Origin of the sequence: Streptomyces sp. NPDC052012, assembly GCF_040689265.1 — a bacterium.
Lineage (GTDB): Bacteria > Actinomycetota > Actinomycetes > Streptomycetales > Streptomycetaceae > Streptomyces.
In genome coordinates this window covers 118,219-141,563 of the sequence record NZ_JBFAXA010000021.1, presented here as the reverse complement: position 1 = coordinate 141,563, position 23,345 = coordinate 118,219, and the positions used below count along the sequence as shown (strand labels likewise).

The following is a 23,345-nucleotide window of genomic DNA, read 5'->3' as shown; positions in this document are numbered from 1 at the left end:
CGCCCGGTTACATTCCGAACCCGGAAGCTAAGCCTTACAGCGCCGATGGTACTGCAGGGGGGACCCTGTGGGAGAGTAGGACGCCGCCGAACAATCTTTGGAAGGACCCCTGGTCACCAGCGTACAGCTGGGACCAGGGGTCCTTTTTTATTTATGCTTGCGGTACCGAAGACAGGAGTCACCGATGTCCACCAACTCTCCCGACGATCGACCGGAGCGCGACCAGCGCCGACGGGACAGTGGTGACCGGGGCGGCGCCCGGCGCAGCGGCCCTCGACGCGGCGACGACCGTGATCGCGGATTCCGCAGGGACGGCGACCGTGACCGCGCCGAGCGCAGCGACCGCGGAGACCGCGGTGGTTTCCGGCGGGACGACCGGAGCGGTGGCCGGCCGGAGCGCGGCGGTTTCCGTGGCCGGGACGACAACCGCGGTGGCGAGCGCGGCGGTTACCGAGGTCGTGACGATCAGCGCGGCGAGCGCAGCGACCGTGGTGACCGCGGTGACCGCGGCGGGTTCCGCCGGGACGACAACCGCGGTGGCGAGCGCGGTGGATACCGCGGCCGTGACGATCGCCGTGACCGTGACGACCGCCGCGACGACCGCGGTGGCTTCCGGCGTGACCGCGACGACCGCGACCGCCGTGACCGTGACGACCGCGGTGGCTTCCGGCGGGACGATCGCGGCGATCGCGGTGGTTTCCGGCGGGACGACCGCGACCGGCGTGACGACAGCCGAGGGGGCCAGCGCGCTGAGCGCGGCGGCTTCCGCGGGCGTGACGATCGCCGTGACGATCGACGAGATGACCGCCGTGACGACCGCGGTGGCTTCCGGCGTGACCGCGACGACCGCGGTGAGCGCGGTGGCTTCCGCGGACGGGACGACAACCGCGGTGGGTTCCGGGGCCGCGACGGCGACCGGGACCGTGACCGGGGCGAGCGTGGCGGGTACCGCGGGCGGGACGACCGTGGGCGTGGGCCGCGGCGGGACGACCGTGGCGGCCGGCCGGGCGGCTTCCGTGGCCGGGACGACCGGCCCGGTGGCGGGCGGTTCCGCGAGGAGCGGGACCGTGACCGTGACCGCGAGCCCATCAAGCGGCTGCCGATCCCCGAGGACGTCACCGGCGAGGAGATCGACAAGGACGTACGGCAGGAGTTGCAGAGCCTGCCCAAGACGCTCGCCGAGGATGTCGCCAAGAACCTGGTGATGGTCGCCCGGCTGATCGACGAGGACCCCGAGGGGGCCTACGGCTACTCCAGGGTGGCGCTGCGGCTGGCGTCCCGCGTCGCCGCCGTACGGGAGGCGGCGGGCTTCGCCGCGTACGCCAACCAGAAGTACGCCGAGGCGCTCGCCGAGTTCCGGGCCGCGCGGAGGATGACCGGCACCGTGGAGCTGTGGCCGCTCATGGCCGACTGCGAGCGTGGGCTCGGGCGGCCGGAGAAGGCGCTGGACATGGCCGGGGCGCCCGAGGTGCAGAAGCTGGACAAGGCCGGGCAGGTGGAGATGCGGCTCGTCGCGGCCGGGGCTCGGCGCGACATGGGGCAGCTGGACGCGGCGATCGTGACGCTGCAGAGCTCCGAGCTGGCGTCCCACTCCGTGCAGCCGTGGACCGCGCGACTGCGGTACGCGTACGCCGACGCGCTGCTCGCCGCCGGGCGGGCCGACGAGGCGCGGGAGTGGTTCGCGAAGGCCGTGGAGGCCGACCGGGACGGCAGCACCGACGCCTCCGACCGGCTGGCCGAGCTGGACGGCGTGGAGTTCATGGACGCGCTCGACGAAGGCGAGGGCGAGAGCGCCGAGGCGGGCGAGGTCGCCCAGGACGGTGACGTCGACAAGGACTGATGTCCGGCGAGTGGTGTGAAGGGGCGGGTCCCGGCAAGGGGCCCGCCCCTTTCGCGTTCACCGTCCGCGCCTCACAGGTCCAGGGCCCGCAGGACCAGGCCCGACGCCGGTTTCGGGCCGAAGGACGTCGACTTGCGGGGCATCGTGACGCCCTGGCGGGCCAGGTCGCGGACGACCTCCTCACGGACCGGATGCATCAGCACCGCCGTACCGCCGTCGCGTTCCGCCTTCTCCACCGTCGCGGCCGTGTCGTGGATATAGGCGATGTGGGCCGGTGAGTCCTCGGGGATGCGCCAGACGTGCTCCAGAAGCGTGGCGTGCAGGACGGTGGCGTCCAGGGTGCGCCAGGCCGGCGGGCGGTCCGCCGGGACCGTGCGGGCGAGCAGGTCCGGGTCCGGACGGTCGACGAGGTGGAAGGTGCCGTCTCCGGCCAGGAGGAAGGCGTTGCCCGACGCCGTGGCCTCGGCGAGGACCCGTAGGGCGTCCGGCAGTGCGGCGTCGACGCGGCGGACGCGGAACAGGCCGTGCAGGGCGGCCAGGGCGTCCGCGACGGGCAGGCCGTGCAGGAGGCGGTGGATGGCGCGGACGCGCAGCGGATAGCGCGCGGTGTCGACGAGGAGGACCAGGCCGTGGTCCCAGGGGCCGGGGGAGGGGTGCTCGGCGCGGAGGCGGCGGTAGGTCGCCCAGCGGTGGTGGCCGTCGGCGATGAGGGCCTGGTGGCCGGCCAGCTCCGTGGTGATCGCGGTCACGTCGGCGGCGTCGGTGACGGACCACAGACGGTGGTGGAAGCCGTCCTCCGTGGTGGTCGCGAGCAGCGGCGGGCGTTCGGCGACGCGGTCGATCAGGTCGGCGGTGACGGTCGCCGAGCCGTCGCCGCGGTAGGTGAGCAGCAGCGGCTCGAGGTTCGCGGAGGTGGCGCGCATCAGGGCCGCTCGGTCGGCGACGATGTGCGGCATGACGTCCTCGTGCGGGAGGACCAGCTGCTCCTCGGGGTCCGAGACGCGCAGCGCGCCGATGATGCCGCGTTGCAGCATGCCGTCGCCGTCGCTCTGCTCGTAGACGTACAGACCCGGGTTCGGGTCGGCGGTCAGGATGCCCTCGGCGCGCCAGCGGCGCAGCGTGTCGGCGGCCTGGGCGTTGCGGGCCTCGGGGCTGTCGGCCTGCGGCAGGATCAGCCGGACGATGTTGTGCGGGTCGGCGGACTGGAGGTGATGCACCCCGTCGGGACGGACGACGACGTCGTACGGCGGGGACGTCACGGCGGCCAGGCTGCCGACCCGGTCGGGGTCGTAACGAAGGCCTCGGAACGGGGTGAGTTCCAGGCCCCGGCGCGCCTTTGCTTCCGAGTGACCTGCAGTGTTCATCCCGGCATCGTACGGGTGCACACGGTGTCAGTGGCATGGGGGATGATCGGGGGAAGCGGTCGAACGAGGAGCGATGCTAAATGAGCGGGAGCGGTGTCAGGACGAGGCCCGAGGGCAGCGGTCGGGCCCTGAGCGAGGCGTACGACACGGCGCTGCTCGACCTCGACGGTGTGGTGTACGCGGGCGGGAGCGCGATCGCCCATGCCGTCGAGTCGCTCGCCGTGGCCCGTGAGCAGGGCATGCATCTGGCGTACGTGACGAACAACGCGCTGCGGACGCCGGACACCGTGGCCGGGCATCTGACCGAGCTGGGCATACCGACGGGCGCGGCGGACGTGATCACCTCGGCTCAGGCGGTGGCGCGGCTGATCAGCGAGCAGGTCCCGCAGGGCGCCCGGGTGCTGGTGGTCGGCGGCGAGGGGCTGCGGGTGGCGCTGCGGGAGCGCGGGCTCGTACCGGTGGAGTCGGCGGACGACGATCCGGCGGCGGTCGTCCAGGGGTACGGCGGGCCGGAGTTGCCGTGGGGGCGGTTCGCGGAGGCGAGTTACGCCGTCGCGCGGGGCGTGCCGTGGTTCGCGTCCAACACGGATCTGACCATTCCCAGCGGCCGGGGCATCGCGCCGGGCAACGGGGCGGCGGTGGAGGTGGTGCGGATCGCCACCGGTGCCGAGCCGCAGGTGGCGGGCAAGCCGCTGCCGCCGATGCACCGGGAGACGATTCTGCGGACGGGAGCCGAGCGGCCCCTGGTCGTCGGGGACCGGCTGGACACGGACATCGAGGGGGCGTTCAACGGTGGCGTCGACTCGCTGCTGGTGCTGACCGGGGTGACGGACGGCGCGCAGCTGCTCGCGGCGCCGCCGCAGCACCGGCCCACGTATGTCGATGCCGATCTGCGCGGGATGCTCACGGGGCAGCCGGACGTCGTCGAGGAGAGCGGCGGGTTCCGGTGCGGGGGCTGGACGGCGAGAGCCGGCGCGGAGTCCCTCGAGCTGGAGGGGGAGGGCGGCGGCCTGGACGGGCTGCGTGCGCTGTGCGCGGCGGCCTGGACGGCGGCCGGCGACGGCTCGTGCACGCTGGACGGGGGGAAGGCGCTGGCCCGGCTGGGGCTGTGAGCTGCCGTGTCGGCTCCTGAGCGGCGTCTCGGGATCATGATCGATTGACAGGGTAGGCTAACCTAACTGCGTGTTGGTCGACAGTCCTCCCGAACAGCGCGCGGAGCATGCCCCCGCGCCCCCGAAACGCCAGGCGATACGCGCCCTCGGGCTGCTGCTCTCCGTCGTGATCCTGGTGCTCGTCGCCGTGGCGAGCATCGCGGTCGGGGCGAAGGAGCTGTCCCTGGAGCAGGTCTGGCACGGCCTGTTCGAGGACTCGGGCAGTTATGGCGACGTGGTGATCGCCGACCGGTTGTCACGAACCGTGCTGGGCCTGCTCGTCGGCGCCGCGCTCGGTCTCGCGGGAGCGGTGCTGCAGGCCCTGACCCGCAATCCGCTGGCCGATCCCGGACTGCTCGGCATCAACGCGGGCGCGTCCGCGGCCGTGGTCACCGCGCTCACCTTCTTCGGCGTCACTTCGCTGTCCGGCTATGTGTGGTTCGCGTTCTGCGGGGCGGCGGCCGTCGGTGCGCTGGTGTGGTTCCTCGGCGGGAGCCGGGGCGCGACGCCGGTGCGGCTGGCGCTCGCGGGCACCGCCATCAGCGCAGCGCTCTACGGCTACCTCCAGGCGATCATGATTCTGGACGACGCCGCGCTCGGGAAGATGCGTTTCTGGACGGTGGGTTCGCTGTCCGCGGGCGACAACTCGACCATCATGCAGGTGCTGCCGTTCCTGCTGGCCGGCTCCGTGCTGGCGCTCGCCCTCGCCCGGCCGCTGAACGCCATGGCCATGGGTGACGACACCGCCAAGGCCCTCGGCGCCAATCTCAACCGCACCCGGGCGCTGTCCATGCTGGCCGCGACCGTGCTGTGCGGCGCCGCGACCGCCGCGTGCGGGCCGATCATCTTCGTCGGGCTGATGGTGCCGCACGTGGTGCGGTCCTTCACCGGACCGGACCTGCGCTGGATCCTGCCGTACGCGGCGATCCTGTCGCCGGTGCTGCTGCTCGGCGCCGATGTCATCGGCCGGATCGTGGCCCGGCCCGCGGAGCTCCAGGTCGGCATCGTCACCGCGATCATCGGCGGCCCGGTGTTCATCTTTCTCGTACGACGGCGGAGGACGGCCCAGCTGTGAAGAGCAACCGCGCGGTACGCACCCCCGGCGGACTCTCGGTCCGGCTGGACGTGCGCGCCCTCACCGTCGTCGTCCTGCTGGTGCTCGCGGCCCTCACCGCGAGCGTGGTGCTGATCGGCACCGGAGACTTCCCGATCTCCGCCGCCGACGTGCTTCGGACGCTCGTCGGCGAGGGCAACGCGGGCCAGGAGTTCATCGTCAACGAACTGCGGCTGCCCCGCGTGCTGGTCGGCCTGCTGGTGGGGGCCTCGCTCGGGCTGGGCGGTGCGCTTTTCCAGGCCATCTCCCGCAATCCGCTGGGCAGTCCGGACGTCCTCGGGCTCGGGCAGGGGGCGACGGCCGGCGCGCTCACGATGATCGTGCTGTTCTCCGGCACGGCCGAGCAGATCACCGCGGGCGCGCTGGTGGGCGGACTGGTCACCGGGTTCGCCATCTATCTGCTCGCCTGGAAGCGGGGCGTGCACGGATACCGGCTGGTCCTGGTCGGTATCGGTGTCTCCGCGATCGTCACCGCCGTCAACGGCTATCTGCTCACCAAGTCCGACATCGTGGACGCCGCCCAGGCGGTCGTGTGGATGACCGGGTCCCTCGACGGCCGTGACTGGGACCAGGTCTGGCCGCTGCTCGCGCTGTGCGCCGTCCTCGTGCCGCTGGTCCTCGCCAACTCCCGCGGCCTGCGGATGATGGAGATGGGCGACGACGTCTCCTACGCCCTCGGTGTGCGGGTCGAGCGGGTGCGGATGCTGCTGATGGTGTCGGCCGTGCTGCTCACCGCCTCCGCGACCGCCGCCGCAGGGCCGGTCAGCTTCGTCGCGCTCACCGCACCGCAGCTCGCCCGGCGTCTGACCCGCTCGCCCGGCCCGAACCTGCTGCCGTCCCTGTGCATGGGCGCCGCGCTGCTGGTCACCGCCGACTGGATCTCCCAGCGCGCCTTCGGCGCCGACCAGTTGCCCGTGGGCGTCGTCACCGGCGTCCTCGGCGGTGCCTATCTGCTGTGGCTGCTGGTCTCCGAACGCAGGGCGGGCCGGATATGAGCGTCAAGAACCGCACCGCCAGCGGACTGAACGGACCGAAGAACACAAGGAGCACCGTGAACCGCCTGTCCGCCGAGAACGTCACCCTCGCCTACGACCAGCGGGTCATCGCCGAGCAGCTGTCGGTGGAGATACCGGACAACTCCTTCACCGTCATCGTCGGCCCCAACGCCTGCGGCAAGTCGACGCTGCTGAGGGCGCTGTCACGGATGCTCAAGCCGAGCCACGGGCGGGTGCTGCTCGACGGGCAGCTCATCCAGTCGATGCCGGCGAAGAAGGTCGCCCGCACCCTGGGCCTGCTGCCCCAGTCGTCCATCGCGCCCGACGGGATCACCGTCGCCGACCTGGTGGGCCGCGGCCGCTACCCGCACCAGGGCATCCTGCGCCAGTGGTCGGCCGAGGACGAGCGGGTCGTGCAGGAGTCCATGGCCCAGACGGGCGTCGCCGAGCTCGCCGAACGCTACGTCGACGAACTCTCCGGCGGTCAGCGCCAGCGCGTGTGGATCGCCATGGCGCTCGCCCAGCAGACCCCGCTGCTGCTGCTCGACGAGCCGACCACCTACCTCGACATCCAGCACCAGATCGACGTGCTGGACCTGTGCGCTGAACTCCACGAGGAGCAGGGCCGCACCCTCGTCGCCGTGCTGCACGACCTCAACCACGCCGCGCGGTACGCCACCCACCTCATCGCGCTGCGTCAGGGGAAGGTCATCGCCGAGGGCGCGCCGAAGGACATCGTCGACGCCGCACTCGTGGAGGAGGTCTTCGGGCTGCGCTGCCAGGTCATCGACGACCCGGAGACCGGCACGCCGCTGATCGTGCCGGCGGCCCGGAAGGCGCGGTCCGCCGCCGCGGCTTCGGCCTCCTGAGGGAAGCGGGCGCCGGCTACAGCAGCTTCCTGAGCCGCAGCAGGTCCCGCAGGCCCGCCTCGAGACGGACCCGGCCCGAACCCCAGGCCCTGGCGAAGTGCAGTTCGCCGTCGACCAGGGACACCAGGTCGTCGCCCGTCATCGCGAGCCGTATCTGCGCCTTCTCGCGGGGCGGGCCCGGCAGGGTCTCGCGCACCTCGATCCGCCCGCCGGTGAGCCGGCCGGCGAAGGTCACGTCCAGGTCGGTGATGTGGCAGCTGACCGAGCGGTCCATCGCCGCGGCCGCGCGGACGTCACCCTCGGCGCGCTGCATGCTGTCCGAAAGTTTTTCGAGCGCCGCACGGCACTCCTCGATCGTGGCCATCGCGCACGACGGTACCCCAGCGGTTCGGGGTAGCGTCGGGGCATGAACGACGCAGTGCCCGACACCCCGGCGGTGGCGGAGGAGCCCGCGGCGGAGCCCGGGTACGACCCCGCCGGCCCCGCCCCCCTGGACGTGCCGCGCGCCCCCACCGGCAACGCCGAGGTGGACGCCCACCTCCAGCGGCTGGCCGACGCCGACCACCTCACCACGGACGGTCACCTCGAGGTGTACGAGGATGTGCACCGGGGGCTGCGCGACGCGCTCACCGCGCTCGACGCCCGCCCGGGACCCCCGGGACCGCCGGGGCCCCCATCGCCGTACCACCGACAGGGGAGCTGAACCGAACGTGGCAGGAGTCGCACGCCGCCGTCTCGACGCGGAGCTGGTCCGCCGGAAGCTCGCGCGCTCGCGCGAGCACGCCAGCCAGCTGATCGCCGCCGGGCGGGTCACCGTCGGCAAGACCGTCGCGACCAAACCCGCCACGCAGGTCGAGACGGCCGCCGCGATCGTCGTCGCCGCCGACGCCGGTGACCCGGACTACGTCTCGCGCGGCGGGCACAAGCTCGCCGGCGCGCTCGAGGTCTTCGTGCCGCAGGGGCTGGTCGTCAAGGGGCGGCGGGCGCTGGACGCCGGTGCGTCCACCGGTGGGTTCACCGACGTGCTGCTGCGGGCCGGGGCGGCACACGTGGTCGCCGTGGACGTCGGATACGGACAACTCGCGTGGTCTCTGCAGAGCGATGAACGCGTCACCGTCAAGGACCGTACGAACGTACGGGAGTTGACGCTCGATGCGATCGATGGGGAGCCTGTGGATCTTGTCGTGGGGGATCTGTCCTTCATCCCGCTCGGGCTGGTGCTGCCCGCGCTGAAGCGGTGCGTGCATCCGGACGCCGACCTGGTGATGATGGTCAAGCCGCAGTTCGAGGTGGGCAAGGAGCGGCTGGGGAGCGGGGGAGTCGTCCGCAGTCCGCAGCTGCGGGCCGAGGCCGTGCGCGGTGTGGCCGCGAAGGCGTGGGAGCTGGGGCTCGGTGTGCGCGGGGTCACCGCGAGTCCGCTGCCCGGTCCTTCCGGGAATGTCGAATACTTTCTGTGGCTGCGGGCCGGTGCTCCGGAACTGGACCCGGCCGATGTTGACCGTGCTGTGGCGGAGGGGCCGCGTTGACACAGAACCGAGCTCGTACTGTTTTCCTGCTGGCCCACACCGGGCGGCCGGCGGCCATCCGCAGCGCCGAGCTCGTGGTCAAGGGGCTGCTGCGCTCCGGGCTCGGGGTGCGGGTGCTGGAGGCCGAGGCGCGGGACCTGCCGCTGCCGGACGAGGTGGAGACCGTCAAGGAGGCGACCCCGCAGTGTCTGGACGACTGCGAGTTGCTGATCGTCCTCGGCGGTGACGGCACGCTGCTGCGCGGTGCGGAGTTCGCGCGGGCCTCCGGGGTGCCGATGCTCGGGGTCAACCTCGGGCGGGTGGGCTTCCTCGCGGAGGCCGAGCGGGACGATCTCGACAAGGTCGTGGACCGGGTGGTGAGCCGGGCGTACGAGGTCGAGGAGCGGATGACCGTCGACGTGGTGGTGCACCGCAACGGCGACATCGTGCACACGGACTGGGCGCTGAACGAGGCCGCGGTGCAGAAGGTGTCCGCGGAGCGGATGCTCGAGGTCGTGCTGGAGATCGACGGGCGGCCGGTCACGGGGTTCGGGTGCGACGGGATCGTGTGCGCGACGCCTACGGGGTCCACCGCGTACGCGTTCTCCGCGGGCGGGCCGGTGGTGTGGCCGGAGGTCGAGGCGCTGCTGATGGTGCCGATCTCGGCGCACGCGCTGTTCGCGAAGCCGTTGGTGACGTCGCCGGATTCCGTGTTGGCCGTGGAGGTTCTGCCTCATGTTCCGCCCGGGGTGCTGTGGTGCGACGGGCGGCGGACGGTGGAGTTGCCGCCGGGGGCGCGGGTGGAGGTGCGGCGGGGGGCTGTGCCGGTGCGGCTGGCTCGGCTGCATCACGCTTCGTTCACGGATCGGCTGGTCGCGAAGTTCGCGTTGCCGGTTTCCGGGTGGCGGGGGGCGCCTCATTAGCCCACTGCGGGGGCCGGCTGAGGAGCGTGGGCGGCTGCGGGTTCGTCGTGGCTGGCCGCGCGGTTCCCCGCGCCCCTTCGGGTTGGACCACTCGCCCGGGTGACAAGGGTGGGGCGGTCGCACTTCTCCTGCTGGACCTCGTAAGGTCTTTCCCGTGTTGGAGGAGATGCGGATACGGTCGCTCGGAGTCATCGACGACGCCGTTGTCGAGCTGTCGCCCGGCTTCACCGCGGTCACCGGTGAGACGGGTGCGGGCAAGACCATGGTGGTCACCAGCCTCGGGCTACTGCTGGGTGGACGCGCGGACGCCGCCCTGGTGCGGATCGGGGCCCGGAACGCGGTCGTCGAGGGGCGGATCGTCGTGCCCGAGGAGGCCGCGGCCCTCGTACGCGCGGAGGAGGCCGGGGCCGAGCTCGACGACGGAGCGCTGCTGATCAGCCGTACCGTTTCCGCCGAGGGACGCTCGCGGGCCCATCTGGGCGGGCGCAGTGTGCCCGTGGGGCTGCTCGCCGAGCTCGCCGACGATCTCGTGGCCGTGCACGGGCAGACCGACCAGCAGGGTCTGCTGAAGCTGTCCCGGCAGCGGCAGGCGCTCGACCGGTACGCCGGTGACGCCGTGGCCGTGCCGCTGGCCAAGTACAGCGAGGCGTACAAGCGGCTCAGGGCCGTCTCCGCGGAGCTGGAGCAGATCACCACGCGCGCGCGTGAGCGGGCCCAGGAGGCCGACATGCTGCGCTTCGGGCTCGAGGAGATCGCCGCCGTCGAGCCGCGCGCCGGTGAGGACGTGGAGCTGGCGGAGGAGGCCGAGCGGCTGGGGCACGCCGAGGCGCTGGCGTCCGCCGCGTCGGCCGCGCACGCCGCTCTCGCGGGCAACCCGGAGGACCCCGAGGGCGTGGACGCCGGGACGCTCGTCGCGGGCGCTCAGCGGGCACTGGAGGCCGTGAGGGCGCACGATCCGGCGCTGGCCGCGCTCACCGACCGGATCGGTGAGATCGGCATCCTGCTGCGCGACGTCGCCGGGGAGCTCGCGGGCTACGCCGACGACCTGGACGCCGATCCGCTGCGGCTCGCGGCGGTCGAGGAGCGGCGCGCCGCGCTCACCGGGCTGACCCGCAAGTACGGCGAGGACGTCGCCGCCGTGCTGGCGTGGGCCGAGCAGAGCGCCGCGCGGCTCACCGAGCTGGACGGCGACGACGAGCGGATCGAGGAGCTGACGGCCGAGCGGGACGCGCTGCGCGCCGAACTGGGCGGGCTGGCGCAGGCGCTGTCGCAGGCGCGGGCCGAGGCCGCGGAGCGGTTCGCGGCGGCCGTGACCGCGGAGCTGGCCTCGCTCGCCATGCCGCACGCACGCGTGTCGTTCGACATCCGCCAGACCGAGGACCCGGAGGGTGTCGAGGTCGGCGGGCGGACGGTGGCGTACGGACCGTCGGGCGTGGACGAGGTCGAGCTGCTGCTCGCCCCGCACCCGGGGGCGCCGCCCCGGCCGATCGCCAAGGGCGCGTCCGGCGGTGAGCTGTCCCGCGTGATGCTCGCCGTGGAGGTCGTGTTCGCGGGGGTGGACCCGGTGCCGACCTATCTCTTCGACGAGGTCGACGCCGGTGTCGGCGGCAAGGCGGCGGTGGAGATCGGGCGGCGTCTCGCGCGGCTGGCGAAGACCGCGCAGGTCGTGGTCGTCACGCACCTGCCGCAGGTGGCCGCGTTCGCCGACCGGCAGCTGCTGGTGGAGAAGACCGACGACGGGTCGGTCACCCGGTCCGGGGTGAAGGTGCTCGAAGGGGAGGACAGGATCCGGGAGTTGTCCCGGATGCTGGCCGGCCAGGAGGACTCCGAGACGGCCCGCGCACACGCGGAGGAACTGCTGGCAACGGCCCGGGCGGACGTCTGAGCGGTGACGGTGTTGAGACACCGGGGCGAACAACGCCCCAAAGGGGCGCGGGGAACTGCGCGACCAGCCACGACGAACCGGCAGCCGCGCCACAACCTCACGCACGCGGCGTTCAGGCGTCACGCTCACCGCTGCCGCGCATGGCTCGCCGGAGCCGGGGATCCCCGGCGTGAGTTCCGGGCGCATCTCGGGGCGCTGGTGCGGAGCCGGGTCCTGCGTCACTCGTGTGGGTGATGCGGAGGTTCGGTCCGCCGTGCGCGGGACCGGCGTCGTCCCCGGAACACCCGTACGTGCTGGCATCCTTGACGGCGTACGCGTAGGAAACCGCGCGGTACGCCCCCTCCGCACGATCCTTCTGTACGTTCTTCGTGACCGCCCGACCCGAACCAGGAGCCCGGCCACGTGACGCCCGTGAGCAGCCCCTCGCCGCACGGCCAGTCGCCGCTGCGCACCGTGCAGGTGCTGGGCGGGGGCAACGCCGCCAGCAGCGCGCACGTGCGGTCGCTGGCCGCGGGGCTCGTCGCACGGGGCGTGCGGGTCACGGTGTGCGCCCCCGCCGAGGCGGACCACACCTACGGCTTCACGGACGTCGGCGCGGACCTGGTGCACGTGCCGCGCAGCAGCGATCCCGGCTCGGTGGCCACGCTGCGGGCGGCCTGCGCGGACGCCGACCTGGTGCACGCGCACGGGCTGCACGCCTCCTTCCGTACCGTCCTCGCCCTCAGCGGCAGGCGCACCCCGCTCATCGTCACCTGGCACGACCGGGCACACGCCGAAGGCGCGCGTGCCCACTTCCTGCGGCTGCTGGAGCGGCGGGTCGTCAAGGCGGCCACCGTGGTGCTCGGCACCACCTCCGCCCTCGTCGACCGGGCCCGCCGCACGGGTGCCCGGGACGCGCGCCTGGCCGCCGTCGCCCTGCCCGGGCCGCGCACCGCGCCGGACGCGGACGACCCCGACCGGCTGCGGTCCAAGGTGCGGGCCGAACTCGGCGCGATCGAGCGCCCGTTGCTCATCGCAGTCGGCTCACTCGAACCCCACCGCGGCTACGGCACGCTGCTCGACGCCGCGCACGCCTGGCGGCGCCTGGACCCCGTACCGCTGGTCGTGATCGCGGGGGAGGGGCCGCTGCGGGCCGACCTGCAGCGGCGGATCGAGGACGAGGAGCTGCCGGTCCGGCTCATCGGCCGGCGCGACGACATCACCGAACTGCTCGCGGCGGCCGACCTGGCGCTGCTGACCAGCCGCTGGGAGGCACGCTCCGTGCTCGCCCAGGAGGCCCTCCACGCGCGCGTACCGCTCGTCGCGACCCGCGTCGGCGGCATCCCCGAACTCGTCGGCGACGCCGCCGAACTCGTCCCGTACGGCCATGCGCGCGCCCTCGCCGACGCCGTGGTACGGCTGCTGGACGACCCCGACCGGCGGGCGGCGCTCGCGGCGAAGGGCGCCCGGCAGGCGGCCACCTGGCCGACCGAGGACGAGACGGTCGCCCAAGTGCTCAGCGTGTACGACGAGTTGACCCGGCACCGCCCGCTCGCCTGAGACCCCGCCGGGTCACGTCACATGCCTGCGTGCGCGCAGCGCCAGGCTCAACGCCAGGACCGTCTGCGGATCGTCGAGGTCGGTGCCCAGCAACTCGCCGATGCGGGCGAGACGGTTGTAGAGGGTCTGCCGGTTCAGATGCAGCTCCCGGGCCGTCTCCGCCTTGCGGCCCGCGTGCGCCAGATACGTCTCCAGTGTCGGCAGCAGCGGCGGGCGGGAGCGGCGGTCGTGCTCCAGCAGCGGGCCGAGGGCCCGCTCCACGAACGCCGCCAGGTCCGGGTGGTCGCGCAGCCGCCACAGCAGCAGGTCGATGTCGAGGCGCCGTGCGTCGTACCAGGGGCGGTCCGGCAGGCCCTGGGCCGCGGTCGCCGTCTCCGCCGCGTGCCGCAGGCCCGCCGACGCAGCCGCCCAGCCGCCGGCCATCGCCACCACGACGACCGGCGGCCGCGCTCCCGGCCGCAGCATCCCGGCCCGCTCCACCCCGGCGCGCAGCGCCGCCGCCACCCGGTCCGCGATCGCCGGCCGGTCCGCCTCCGCGCGCAGCCCGAGCAGCAGCGGCACCCGGCCCTCCACCGGCCGCACACCGAGCAGGACCGGCACACCCAGCGAGGCCAGTTCCTCGGCGACCGCGCGGGCCAGCACGGCCCAGCCGCCGCCCTGCGGGGCCAGGGCGTCGCCGAGCCGCATCACCACCGGCAGCAGCGGGCTGCCACCCGGCTTGAAACCCAGCACGCGCGCCTGCGCGGGCGCGTCCTGCGCGGTGATGCGCCCCTCGGCGAGGTCGGTGAGGAAGTCGCCGCGGCCCCGCGCCGCCAGCTCCTCCTCCTGACGGGCCTGCATCAGCACCACGGCGAGAATGCTCGCCGCCCGCTCGGCCGCCATCCGGTGCACCGGCACCAGCGGACCGCGTACCGGCAGCAGCACCAGACGCGCCCGCGCCCCGCTGCCCGGCCCTCCGCCGGGCACGTCGACGAGCGCCGAACCGGCCGGCGGATCGTCCTGGTGCCTGTCGCGCAGCCCCTCCCACACCTGGAGCGGGTCCGCGCCCTCGAGGCCCTCCCCGGCGGCGTACAGCAGTTGCCCGTCCGTCGTCTCCAGGAACACCGGGTTGCCGCTGAAACCGGCCAGGATCTCCAGCACCTGCGGCACCCCGCCTCCGCCGAGCAGCGCCTCGGTGCAGCGACGGTGCACCTCCTCGGCGCGCTGGAGCAACGCGTAGTGCCCGTTGACGATCTCGGTGTGGATCTCCTCCGTGACCGTCACGAACGGCACCTCGCGGTGCAACTGCACCAGCGGCAGCCCGGCCAGGCGGGCCGTGTCGACCAGGGCGGCGGGCAGGCGGGTGAAGCGCGTGCCGAGCTCCACCACCAGGGCGGCGATGCCCCGCTCGGCCAGGGTGCGCACGAACGCCCGCTGGTCGGCCGGACGGTTGCCCATCCCGTACCCGGTGGTCAGCAGCAGTTCGCCGCCCTTGAGCAGCGAGGCGATGTTCGGCACCTCGCCCGCGTGCACCCAGCGCACCGTGCGCTGCAGCCGGTCGGCGCCTGCCACGACCTCCGGCAGCCCGCTGCGCAGCCCGGGCAGCTCCAGGGCCCGCTGCACCGTGATCCCGGCGCCCTGGGTGTCGTATCCGCTGTTCCTGCCGCTGTCCATGCCCCGGACGCTACCCGCGCGTGGGGCCGCCGGGCACCTCGCACGGCGCCCGCGGGCGGTCCCTCACGCGGGCGGGATGTTGTGGTTGAACCGGAACACGTTGTCCGGGTCGTAGGCGCGCTTCAGTTCCGCGAGCCGCCGGGTGTTCTCCCGGCCCAGTCCGGCCGCCACCCGGTCCGCGCCCTCGTCACCGATGAAGTTGAGGTAGACCGCTCCCGTGCTCCACGGCTGCACGTCCGTGCGGACGTCCCGCACCCAGCCGATGCACCGCTCGTCGTCGGCGGGATCCGCCCATATGCCGAAGGGGTGCACGCCCCACGGCGCGTCCCGGTAGGGCACCGGGTACTCGGCCGGGCCGTCGGCGATCGCGCCGCCCTGCGGGAACACCGCGTGCTGGGTGCCGGTGCCCACGGGCAGCGAGTCCGCGCGGGCGCAGAACACCTCCACCAGCTCGTTCGGCAGGCCGGTCAGATACTCCGCCGACCAGTAGTTCCGCATCCCCGGCGGGTCGTCGATCATGCACTGCACGTCCGCGTACGGCATCGCGCCGACGACCTCCGCCTCGTGCGGCAGCGCCAGCAGCGGCTCGGCGATCTTGCGCATGTCCGACTCGCTGCCGGCGTACGTCAGCAGCGCCCCGCACATCAGGGTGCCGACCAGATGCGGCGGGACGAAGTCCTCGGGCGGGGCGGTGAGGTAGATGACGGCGCCGCTCGCCTCCACCGGGCCCGCCTCGATCACATCGCGGAAGGTGCGGACGGCCTCCGGGCCGAACTCCGGCTGATACAGGACCAGGGCGATGCAGAACTCCGGCAGCTCGTGCAGTTCGAGAGTGATCGCGGTGGCGATGCCGAAGTTGCCGCCGCCGCCGTGCAGGGCCCAGAACAGGTCGGGGTTCTCGTCGGCGTTCGCGTGGATCCTGCGCCCGTCGGCGGTGACCAGTTCCACACCGAGCAGATTGTCCACGGCGAGCCCGAAGCACCGGTCCAGCCAGCCGGTGCCACCGCCCAGCACGAAACCGCCGACGCCGGTGGTCGAGGCCCGTCCGCCGGTCGTCGCGAGATTGAACGGCTGGGTGGCGCGGTCCAGATGGCTCATCGTGGCCCCGCCGCCGATCCGTACCGCCTCGGCCGCCGGATGGACCGTGACCTCGTGCATCCGGCGCAGGTCGACCACCAGACCGCCGTCGCACAGGGCCTGGCCCGCCACGCTGTGACCCCCGCCGCGGACCGCGACGGGCAGGTCCAGCTCCCTGGCGAAGCGGACCGCCCGCACCACGTCGTCGTCGTGCGCGCACCGGGCGATCACGGCGGGCCGCCGGTCGATCATCGCGTTGAAGACGGTCCGGGCCTCGTCGTAGCCCGGGTCACCGGGAGCGAAGACCTCACCGGTGAGTTCCTCGCGCAGCGCGGCCAGAGCCGCACCCGCCTTCGAGAGGGAGGCCATGGCCGCCCCCTTCCGGAGAGAGGAGCGTTGCTTGCCCTCAGCCTAGGCGGGTACGGCCACGAGTTCCTGCCAGGCGCTCAGCCCCCGTACGCCCCCGACGCCGTCAGGCGCAGGGCCGTGTCGATGAGCGGCACGTGGCTGAAGGCCTGCGGGAAGTTCCCCACCTGGCGCTGCAGGCGCGGGTCCCACTCCTCCGCGAGCAGACCGAGGTCGTTGCGCAGCGCCAGCAGCTTCTCGAACAGCTTGCGGGCCTCGTCCACCCGGCCGATCATCGCCAGGTCGTCGGCCATCCAGAACGAGCAGGCGAGGAACGCGCCCTCGTCGCCCGGCAGACCGTCGACGCCCTCGTCCTTGCCCTCGGTCGGATAGCGCAGGATGAAGCCGTCCGGCGTGGACAGCTCGCGCTGGATGGCCTCGATGGTGCCGATCACGCGCTTGTCGTCCGGCGGCAGGAAGCCCATCTGCGGGATCAGCAGCAGCGAGGCGTCCAGCTCCTTCGAGCCGTAGGACTGGGTGAAGGTGTTGCGCTCCTTGTCGTAGCCCTTCTCGCAGACGTCCCGGTGGATGTCGTCGCGCAGTTCCTTCCAGTGCTCCAGCGGACCGTCCGCGTCGCCGGACTCGATGAGCTTGATGGTGCGGTCGACCGCCACCCAGGCCATCACCTTGGAGTGCACGAAGTGACGGCGCGGGCCGCGCACCTCCCAGATGCCCTCGTCGGGCTCCTGCCAGTGCTTCTCCAGGTAGCGGATCAGCTTCAGCTGGAGCAGCGAGGCGTAGTCGTTGCGCGCGAGGCCGGTCATGTGGGCCAGGTGCAGGGCCTCGGTGACCTCGCCGTACACGTCCAGCTGGAGCTGGTGCGCGGCGCCGTTGCCGACCCGGACCGGGGCGGAGTTCTCGTAGCCCGGCAGCCAGTCCAGCTCCGCCTCGCCGAGCTCGCGCTCGCCGGCGATGCCGTACATGATCTGCAGGTTCTCCGGGTCGCCGGCGACCGCCCTGAGCAGCCACTCGCGCCAGGCGCGGGCCTCCTCGCGGTAGCCGGTGCGCAGCAGCGACGACAGGGTGATCGCCGCGTCGCGCAGCCAGGTGTAGCGGTAGTCCCAGTTGCGCACGCCCCCGATGTCCTCCGGCAGGGAGGTGGTCGGCGCGGCCACGATGCCGCCGGTCGGGGCGTACGTCAGGGCCTTCAGCGTGATCAGCGAGCGGACGACGGCCTCGCGGTAGGGGCCGTGGTACGTACAGTGCTCCACCCACTCGCGCCAGAAGTCCTCCGTCGCCTCCAGCGACTGCTCGGGCTCCGGCAGCGGCGGCGGCTCCTTGTGCGAGGGCTGCCACGAGATCGTGAACGCGATCCGGTCACCCGGAGCGACCGTGAAGTCCGAATACGTGGTCAGCGACTTGCCGTAGGTCTCGGTGGATGTGTCGAACCACACCGAGTCCGGGCCCGCCACCGCCACCGTGCGCCCCTCGTGCTTGTGCACCCACGGCACCACCCGCCCGTAGGAGAACCGCATCCTGAGCGCCGAGCGCATCGGGACCCGGCCGGAGACGCCCTCCACGATGCGGATCAGCTGCGGCGCGCCGTCACGCGGGGGCATGAAATCGGTCACCCGGACCGTGCCGCGTGGCGTGTCCCACTCCGATTCCAGGATCAGCGAGTCTCCGCGGTAGCTACGCCGGGCCGCGGTGGGCGGCTCCTGGTCGGAGGCGTGCGCGGGGCCGAGCCGCCAGAAGCCGTGCTCCTCGGTGCCCAGCAGGCCGGCGAAGATGGCGTGCGAGTCGAAGCGGGGCAGGCACAGCCAGTCCACCGTGCCGTCCCGGCAGACCAGGGCAGCGGTCTGCATGTCTCCGATGAGTGCGTAGTCTTCGATGCGCCCGGCCACGTGCAACTCCAGTCGAACGGCCACGTCACCCCTCAAGGGGGCTGTCGCTAGTGCGGTCAAGGGGTTTCTTCTCATGCGTCGTCGAGCGATCAAGCCGGCATTCGCTCAGCCGCGGGGGCAAAGCACCAATTGTTGCTCAACGAACTGACGAGCTCTCGTTGTTCCGGTGCGACGGGCGGGGGTGGTGCCGTTTGGCCGGCCGGGCTCGGCAGCGAGTGTCCGAGCAGGATACGACGCACGTAGATGATCTGTGTGCCGCTCGGGACAACGCGAGTCCGCCGAACGAGTGAGCAAGGGGTGAGGGAAGCGTAAGAGGTCACGCCCCCGTACCGGCCCGTGCGCGGAGCGTGGCCGGAAGCCATCGCCCCGAGGCGCTGATACGCTGGTAGCCCGTGGACCGGTGGGCGAGAAGACCCCGGAACCGCACCCACAGACCGCGACCACGGGAGCCCCCTCTTGGCCATGCCGCCCAAATCCTCGACGACCAAGCACATCTTCGTCACCGGGGGTGTCGCCTCCTCGCTCGGCAAGGGGCTGACCGCCTCCAGCCTCGGCATGCTGCTCAAGGCCCGGGGTCTGCGCGTCGTGATGCAGAAGCTCGACCCGTACCTCAATGTCGACCCGGGCACGATGAACCCCTTCCAGCACGGTGAGGTGTTCGTCACCAACGACGGCGCCGAGACCGACCTGGACATCGGCCACTACGAGCGGTTCCTCGACCGCGACCTGGACGGCTCCGCCAACGTCACCACCGGCCAGGTGTACTCCACGGTGATCGCCAAGGAGCGGCGCGGCGAGTACCTCGGCGACACCGTGCAGGTCATCCCGCACATCACCAACGAGATCAAGCACCGCATCCGCCGCATGGCGACGGACGAGGTCGACGTCGTGATCACCGAGGTCGGCGGCACCGTCGGCGACATCGAGTCGCTGCCGTTCCTGGAGACGGTGCGCCAGGTCCGGCACGAGGTCGGCCGTGACAACGTCTTCGTCGTCCATATCTCGCTCCTGCCGTACATCGGCCCCTCGGGAGAGCTGAAGACGAAGCCGACCCAGCACTCGGTTGCGGCACTTCGCAACATCGGTATCCAGCCGGACGCGATCGTGCTGCGCTGCGACCGCGAGGTCCCCACCGCGATCAAGCGGAAGATCTCGCTGATGTGCGACGTCGACGAGGCCGCCGTGGTCGCCTGCCCCGACGCCCGCTCGATCTACGACATCCCCAAGACCGTGCACGGCGAGGGCCTGGACGCCTACGTGGTGCGCAAGCTGGACCTGCCGTTCCGCGACGTCGACTGGACGACCTGGGACGACCTGCTGGACCGCGTCCACAACCCCGAGCACGAGATCACCCTGGCCCTGGTCGGCAAGTACATCGACCTGCCCGACGCCTACCTCTCGGTCACCGAGGCGCTGCGCGCGGGCGGCTTCGCCAACAAGGCACGGGTGAAGATCAAGTGGGTCACCTCCGACGACTGCAAGACCCCGGCCGGTGCCCAGGCGCAGCTCGGCGACGTCGACGGCATCTGCATCCCGGGCGGCTTCGGCGACCGCGGTGTGCTCGGCAAGGTCGGCGCGATCCGCTTCGCCCGGGAGAACAAGATCCCGCTGCTCGGCCTGTGCCTCGGCCTGCAGTGCATCGTGATCGAGGCCGCGCGGAACCTGGCGGACATCTCCGACGCCAACTCCACCGAGTTCGACCCGGCCACCTCCCACCCGGTCATCTCCACCATGGCCGAGCAGCTCGACATCGTCGCCGGTGAGGGCGACATGGGCGGCACCATGCGGCTCGGCATGTACCCGGCGAAGCTGGCCGAGGGCTCGATCGTGCGCGAGGTCTACGACGGCAAGGAGTACGTCGAGGAGCGCCACCGGCACCGCTACGAGGTGAACAACGCCTACCGCGCGGAGCTGGAGAAGAAGGCGGGCATCGTCTTCTCCGGCACCTCCCCGGACGGCAAGCTCGTCGAGTACGTCGAGTACCCGCGCGAGGTCCACCCGTACCTGGTCGCCACCCAGGCGCACCCGGAGCTGCGCTCGCGTCCGACGCGTCCGCACCCGCTGTTCGCCGGCCTGGTGAAGGCCGCGGTCGAGCGGAAGATCTCGAAGTAACACACCAGTTGTACGGTGGCCGGGGTGCGAACCTTCAAAAGGTGAGCACCCCGGCCGCTTTTTTCACTCAGGGCACGCGCACGACCGCTGTACGTCTTGGAAGGACAGGAATGACGATCAAGGACACCCCGGAGGAGTGGGAGATCCGGGCCACGGAGACCCCCTTCGTGGGCAACAAGACATCCGTCCGCACGGACGACGTGGTCATGCCCGACGGGACGGTGGTCCACCGTGACTACCAGGTGCACCCCGGGTCGGTGGCCGTGCTCGCCCTCGACGACGCGGACCGTGTGCTGGTGCTGCGGCAGTACCGGCACCCGGTGCGGCACAAGCTGTGGGAGATCCCGGCGGGGCTGCTGGACGTGCCCGGGGAGAACCCGCTGCACGCCGCGCAGCGCGAGCTGTACGAGGAGGCGCACGTCAAGGCGGAGGACTGGCGTGTGCTGACGGACGTGTACACGACGCCGGGCGGGTGTGACGAGGCGGTACGGATCTTTCTCGCGCGGGGGTTGTCCGAGGCCGAGGGGGAGCGGTTCGAGGTCGAGGACGAAGAGGCGGACATGGAGCTGGCGCGGGTGCCGGTGGATGAGCTGGTGAGGGGGGTGCTGGCGGGGGAGCTGCACAACAACTGCCTGGTGGTGGGGGTGCTGTCGCTGGTCGCGGCGCGTGCGGGTGATGGCCTGGACGCGCTGCGTCAGGCGCTGGCGCCGTGGCCCGCGCGGCCGTTCGAGGCGTAGCACCGCGGGTGCCGTGGGCCGTCGGCGGCGTCCGGCAGCTCGTGTGACCATCCGCTGATCCGATCGAGGGACCCTGTCGTCGTGGTCCCGTCAGGGCGTTGTGTGAGGTGAACTACGCTCTCGGTGACGGCATGCGGTGCGACGGGAGTGTGGCCCGTGACGGATCAGGTGGTGGACACGGACGCCCGGTTCCTGGGCCGTACAAGGGAGTTGAAGGAGCTGCGCGCCGATATCGAGCGCGCGGGGCTGGACACGCTGTCGGGGCGGAAGGCGCCACGCGCTCGTGTGCTGCTCATCGCCGGGCGCCCCGGGTCGGGCCGGACCACTCTCGCCGAGGAACTCGTCCGCCAGGTCGCCGGGGGTTATCCCGATGGAGTCGTTCGCGTCCGGCTGAGGGAACCGGACGGCACGCGTGTGCCCGTCGAGCGTGCCGCGCGGGAGTTGCTGGACGCCCTGGAGGTGTCCGCACCGGCGGGTGCCGCCGAGGACGAACTCGTCGAGGCGCTGCGTGCCGCGCTGGGCGGTCGCCGGGCCGTGCTGCTGCTGGACGACGCGGCCGATGCGGAGCAGGTCGACGCGCTGCTGCCGGACAGCCCGGACTGTCTCGCCGTCGCCGTGTCCGAAGGCCCGCTGACCGGGATCTCCGACGTCCGGCCCTGCACCCTGGGCGGGCTCGACTCCAAGTCCGCCGTCGAGCTGCTGTCCCGCGCCACCGGCTCGGTGCGGATCACCGTGGACCCCCGGGCCGCCGAGGCCCTGGCCGAACAGTGCCAGGGACAGCCGGCCGCGCTGGTGCTGGCCGGTGGCTGGCTCGCCGCCCGGCCCAAGGCCGCCGTCGCCGACCTCGCCAAGCAGCTGCACGCCGAGACCGACGACGGCACCCCGGTCGCCCGTGTCCTCCAGCTGGTGCACGCCTCGCTGCCGGCGCCCGCCGCGCGGACCCTGCGCCTGCTCAGCCTCGCCCCGGCCGGCCTGGTCGACCCGCACACCGCCTCCGCGCTCGCCGGATGCTCGGTGAGCGACGCCCGGAGCACGCTGGACGACTTCGCCGCCGTCGGCCTGCTGCGTCCGGTGCCGTCCGAGCTGCCGCAGTACGAGCAGTACGAGGTGCCGGGCTGTCTGCACCCCCTGCTGCACGCCCTCGCCGAGACCCACGAGCGGCCCGGCGAGCTCCAGCTGGCCCGCGCCCGCATGCTGGAGCGGACCGTGCGGCTGCTCCAGTCGTGCAGGGCGATCACCGAGACCGACAGTCCCCAGGCGCGCGAGAAGCTCGTCGGCATGCCGCGCTCCCTGCGCTTTCCCCACCCCAGGGCCGCCGCCGACTGGCTGCGGGCGCGCCGGCCCGCCCTGCTGGCCTCCGCCCGGCTCGCGGTGGCCGACGGGGAGCTGGACACGCTGGCCCGGCGCCTGATGGCCCAGCTGGTGCGGGCGATGGTGGCGCACCTCGGCACCCAGGCCGCCGCGAGCGACCTGTACGGACTGCACTCCCTGGTGCTGGATGTCGCGGACCGCCGGAGGCTGCCCCGCGAGCGTGCGGCGGCGCTGCTGAACCTGGGCGACCTCGACGCCCGCACCGGCCGCACCGCCGACGCGCTGGTGCGCTACCGGGCCGCCCTGGACGCCGGACGCCGGGCGAACGACCCGTACGCGACCGGCCGCGCGATGGAATCCGTAGGCGGCGCCCACCTCGAGCTCGGTGACTACGACCGCGCCACCGACTGGTTCGGCCGGGCCCTGGCCGAGCGGCTCGCCCGGGACGAGCGCGCGGACGCCGCCCGGCTGTACGGCCGTATCGCCGCCGCGCACACCTATGCGGGCCGGTACGGCGAGGCGCTGCGCAACTGGCGCGCCGCGGTCGCCGGGTACCGCAAGAGCGGTGATGTCGCCGCCCAGGCGCGGGCGTTGAGCGAACTGGCCCGGGTGCAGGAGTACGCGGGCCGGCCCGAGGAGTCGCTGCGCACCTGCCGGGAGGCGGCGGAGTGGGCGCGCCGGGCGGAGGACGTCCGGCTGCAGGCCGCGCTGCACCTCAGGATCGCGGACACCTACGAGCACCTCGGCGATCCCGCCTCCGCCGCGCTGCACCGCGGCACGGCCGAGCGGATGCTGGAAGAGGAGGCATTGGAGGCTTCACCAGGTGACTCCGAGCTGGAACAGGGAGCTAACGCCTGCGAAATCCGCAGCGCATCCGCTGAAGATTGATGCAATGAAAGGCTAGACAGCGGGAACGCCTTCATTAGACTGGCTCTGCCGCACTTTCTCCTGCGGTCTCTCCCGGTGTGCCCGTGTGTGCCCGGGTATGTGTAGTAATACCCCCCATACCCTCTGAGCCAAG

The 23,345-nt window shown here is 72.6% G+C and carries 18 protein-coding genes and 1 rRNA gene; 14 read left to right on the top strand and 5 right to left on the bottom strand.

Annotation, left to right across the window (positions count from 1 at the left end; all coding sequences use genetic code 11):
* Window positions 1–92: ribosomal RNA gene (gene rrf, locus AB0412_RS27855) — 5S ribosomal RNA — on the top strand; the annotation flags it as partial.
* Window positions 93–1,096: 1,004 nt separating this feature from the next.
* Window positions 1,097–1,840: a tetratricopeptide repeat protein gene (locus AB0412_RS27850; RefSeq protein ID WP_366405336.1), complete on the top strand. Its 744-nt coding sequence runs from the start codon at window positions 1,097–1,099 to the stop codon at window positions 1,838–1,840.
* 71 nt (window positions 1,841–1,911) lie between these two features.
* Here the strand turns inward: AB0412_RS27850 and AB0412_RS27845 are convergent, their stop codons facing one another.
* Window positions 1,912–3,204: a DUF1015 domain-containing protein gene (locus AB0412_RS27845; protein ID WP_366405327.1), complete on the bottom strand. Its 1,293-nt coding sequence runs from the start codon at window positions 3,202–3,204 to the stop codon at window positions 1,912–1,914.
* An 80-nt stretch (window positions 3,205–3,284) separates the two neighbouring features.
* On the opposite strand from AB0412_RS27845, the gene AB0412_RS27840 reads away from it, so the two are divergent.
* The 4 genes from AB0412_RS27840 (at window position 3,285) to AB0412_RS27825 (ending at window position 7,333) form a co-directional block, all read left to right on the top strand.
* Window positions 3,285–4,316: an HAD hydrolase-like protein gene (locus tag AB0412_RS27840; RefSeq protein ID WP_366405326.1), complete on the top strand. Its 1,032-nt coding sequence runs from the start codon at window positions 3,285–3,287 to the stop codon at window positions 4,314–4,316.
* A gap of 70 nt (window positions 4,317–4,386) precedes the next feature.
* Window positions 4,387–5,430 (top strand): iron chelate uptake ABC transporter family permease subunit, encoded by a 1,044-nt coding sequence (locus tag AB0412_RS27835; protein WP_366405325.1) that lies wholly within the window; start codon window positions 4,387–4,389, stop codon window positions 5,428–5,430.
* Window positions 5,427–6,464 carry an iron chelate uptake ABC transporter family permease subunit gene (locus AB0412_RS27830; RefSeq protein ID WP_366405324.1) on the top strand — a complete coding sequence of 346 codons (1,038 nt, stop codon included), beginning with the start codon at window positions 5,427–5,429 and terminating at the stop codon, window positions 6,462–6,464. The genes AB0412_RS27835 and AB0412_RS27830 overlap by 4 nt, the downstream gene beginning before the upstream one ends.
* Complete coding sequence (locus AB0412_RS27825; RefSeq protein ID WP_366405323.1) at window positions 6,461–7,333, top strand: ABC transporter ATP-binding protein; 873 nt, start codon at window positions 6,461–6,463, stop codon at window positions 7,331–7,333. Before AB0412_RS27830 ends, AB0412_RS27825 begins: the two co-directional genes overlap by 4 nt.
* A gap of 16 nt (window positions 7,334–7,349) precedes the next feature.
* Here the strand turns inward: AB0412_RS27825 and AB0412_RS27820 are convergent, their stop codons facing one another.
* Complete coding sequence (locus tag AB0412_RS27820; RefSeq protein ID WP_366405322.1) at window positions 7,350–7,697, bottom strand: sterol-binding protein; 348 nt, start codon at window positions 7,695–7,697, stop codon at window positions 7,350–7,352.
* Between the two features lie 42 nt (window positions 7,698–7,739).
* Here AB0412_RS27820 and AB0412_RS27815 point away from each other — a divergent pair, with 42 nt between their 5' ends.
* The 5 genes from AB0412_RS27815 to AB0412_RS27795 all read left to right on the top strand — a co-directional run bounded on the left by AB0412_RS27815 (window position 7,740) and on the right by AB0412_RS27795 (window position 13,185).
* Window positions 7,740–8,036 carry a hypothetical protein gene (locus AB0412_RS27815; RefSeq protein ID WP_366405321.1) on the top strand — a complete coding sequence of 99 codons (297 nt, stop codon included), beginning with the start codon at window positions 7,740–7,742 and terminating at the stop codon, window positions 8,034–8,036.
* Window positions 8,037–8,043: 7 nt separating this feature from the next.
* Entirely contained in the window at window positions 8,044–8,859 is an 816-nt protein-coding gene (locus tag AB0412_RS27810; RefSeq protein ID WP_366405320.1) for a TlyA family RNA methyltransferase, read from the top strand.
* Window positions 8,856–9,761, top strand: a complete 906-nt coding sequence (locus tag AB0412_RS27805; RefSeq protein ID WP_366405319.1) for an NAD kinase — start codon at window positions 8,856–8,858, stop codon at window positions 9,759–9,761. Before AB0412_RS27810 ends, AB0412_RS27805 begins: the two co-directional genes overlap by 4 nt.
* A gap of 166 nt (window positions 9,762–9,927) precedes the next feature.
* Window positions 9,928–11,646, top strand: a complete 1,719-nt coding sequence (gene recN, locus AB0412_RS27800) for a DNA repair protein RecN (protein WP_366405335.1) — start codon at window positions 9,928–9,930, stop codon at window positions 11,644–11,646.
* Between the two features lie 402 nt (window positions 11,647–12,048).
* A complete protein-coding gene (locus AB0412_RS27795; protein WP_366405318.1) occupies window positions 12,049–13,185 on the top strand; it encodes a glycosyltransferase family 4 protein in 1,137 nt (378 codons plus the stop codon).
* A 12-nt stretch (window positions 13,186–13,197) separates the two neighbouring features.
* On the opposite strand, the gene AB0412_RS27790 is transcribed toward AB0412_RS27795, so the two are convergent.
* The 3 genes from AB0412_RS27790 to AB0412_RS27780 all read right to left on the bottom strand — a co-directional run bounded on the left by AB0412_RS27790 (window position 13,198) and on the right by AB0412_RS27780 (window position 18,164).
* A complete protein-coding gene (locus tag AB0412_RS27790; protein ID WP_366405317.1) occupies window positions 13,198–14,838 on the bottom strand; it encodes a PucR family transcriptional regulator in 1,641 nt (546 codons plus the stop codon).
* A 63-nt stretch (window positions 14,839–14,901) separates the two neighbouring features.
* Entirely contained in the window at window positions 14,902–16,284 is a 1,383-nt protein-coding gene (locus tag AB0412_RS27785) for an FAD-binding oxidoreductase (protein WP_366405316.1), read from the bottom strand.
* 77 nt (window positions 16,285–16,361) lie between these two features.
* The gene (locus AB0412_RS27780; protein WP_366405334.1) at window positions 16,362–18,164 is read right to left on the bottom strand and encodes a glycoside hydrolase family 15 protein; all 1,803 of its coding nucleotides are present in this window, start codon (window positions 18,162–18,164) and stop codon (window positions 16,362–16,364) included.
* Window positions 18,165–18,626: 462 nt separating this feature from the next.
* Between AB0412_RS27780 and AB0412_RS27775 the strand changes: the two genes are divergently transcribed.
* From AB0412_RS27775 to AB0412_RS27765, 3 genes are all read left to right on the top strand, one after another.
* Complete coding sequence (locus AB0412_RS27775; protein ID WP_366405315.1) at window positions 18,627–20,276, top strand: CTP synthase; 1,650 nt, start codon at window positions 18,627–18,629, stop codon at window positions 20,274–20,276.
* Between the two features lie 110 nt (window positions 20,277–20,386).
* Complete coding sequence (locus AB0412_RS27770) at window positions 20,387–21,013, top strand: NUDIX hydrolase (protein ID WP_366405314.1); 627 nt, start codon at window positions 20,387–20,389, stop codon at window positions 21,011–21,013.
* 156 nt (window positions 21,014–21,169) lie between these two features.
* Window positions 21,170–23,212, top strand: coding sequence for a tetratricopeptide repeat protein (locus AB0412_RS27765; protein WP_366405313.1), 2,043 nt, complete (start codon window positions 21,170–21,172; stop codon window positions 23,210–23,212).
* The last annotated feature ends 133 nt before the right edge of the window (window positions 23,213–23,345 follow it).

Coding starts and splice junctions, on each gene's coding strand:
- AB0412_RS27845 (WP_366405327.1), bottom strand. CDS start 3,204: ATGAACACTGCAGGTCACTCGGAAGCAAAGGCGCGCCGGGGCCTGGAA.
- AB0412_RS27840 (WP_366405326.1), top strand. CDS start 3,285: ATGAGCGGGAGCGGTGTCAGGACGAGGCCCGAGGGCAGCGGTCGGGCC.
- AB0412_RS27825 (WP_366405323.1), top strand. CDS start 6,461: ATGAGCGTCAAGAACCGCACCGCCAGCGGACTGAACGGACCGAAGAAC.
- AB0412_RS27820 (WP_366405322.1), bottom strand. CDS start 7,697: ATGGCCACGATCGAGGAGTGCCGTGCGGCGCTCGAAAAACTTTCGGAC.
- AB0412_RS27815 (WP_366405321.1), top strand. CDS start 7,740: ATGAACGACGCAGTGCCCGACACCCCGGCGGTGGCGGAGGAGCCCGCG.
- recN (WP_366405335.1), top strand. CDS start 9,928: ATGCGGATACGGTCGCTCGGAGTCATCGACGACGCCGTTGTCGAGCTG.
- AB0412_RS27790 (WP_366405317.1), bottom strand. CDS start 14,838: ATGGACAGCGGCAGGAACAGCGGATACGACACCCAGGGCGCCGGGATC.
- AB0412_RS27785 (WP_366405316.1), bottom strand. CDS start 16,284: ATGGCCTCCCTCTCGAAGGCGGGTGCGGCTCTGGCCGCGCTGCGCGAG.
- AB0412_RS27775 (WP_366405315.1), top strand. CDS start 18,627: ATGCCGCCCAAATCCTCGACGACCAAGCACATCTTCGTCACCGGGGGT.
- AB0412_RS27770 (WP_366405314.1), top strand. CDS start 20,387: ATGACGATCAAGGACACCCCGGAGGAGTGGGAGATCCGGGCCACGGAG.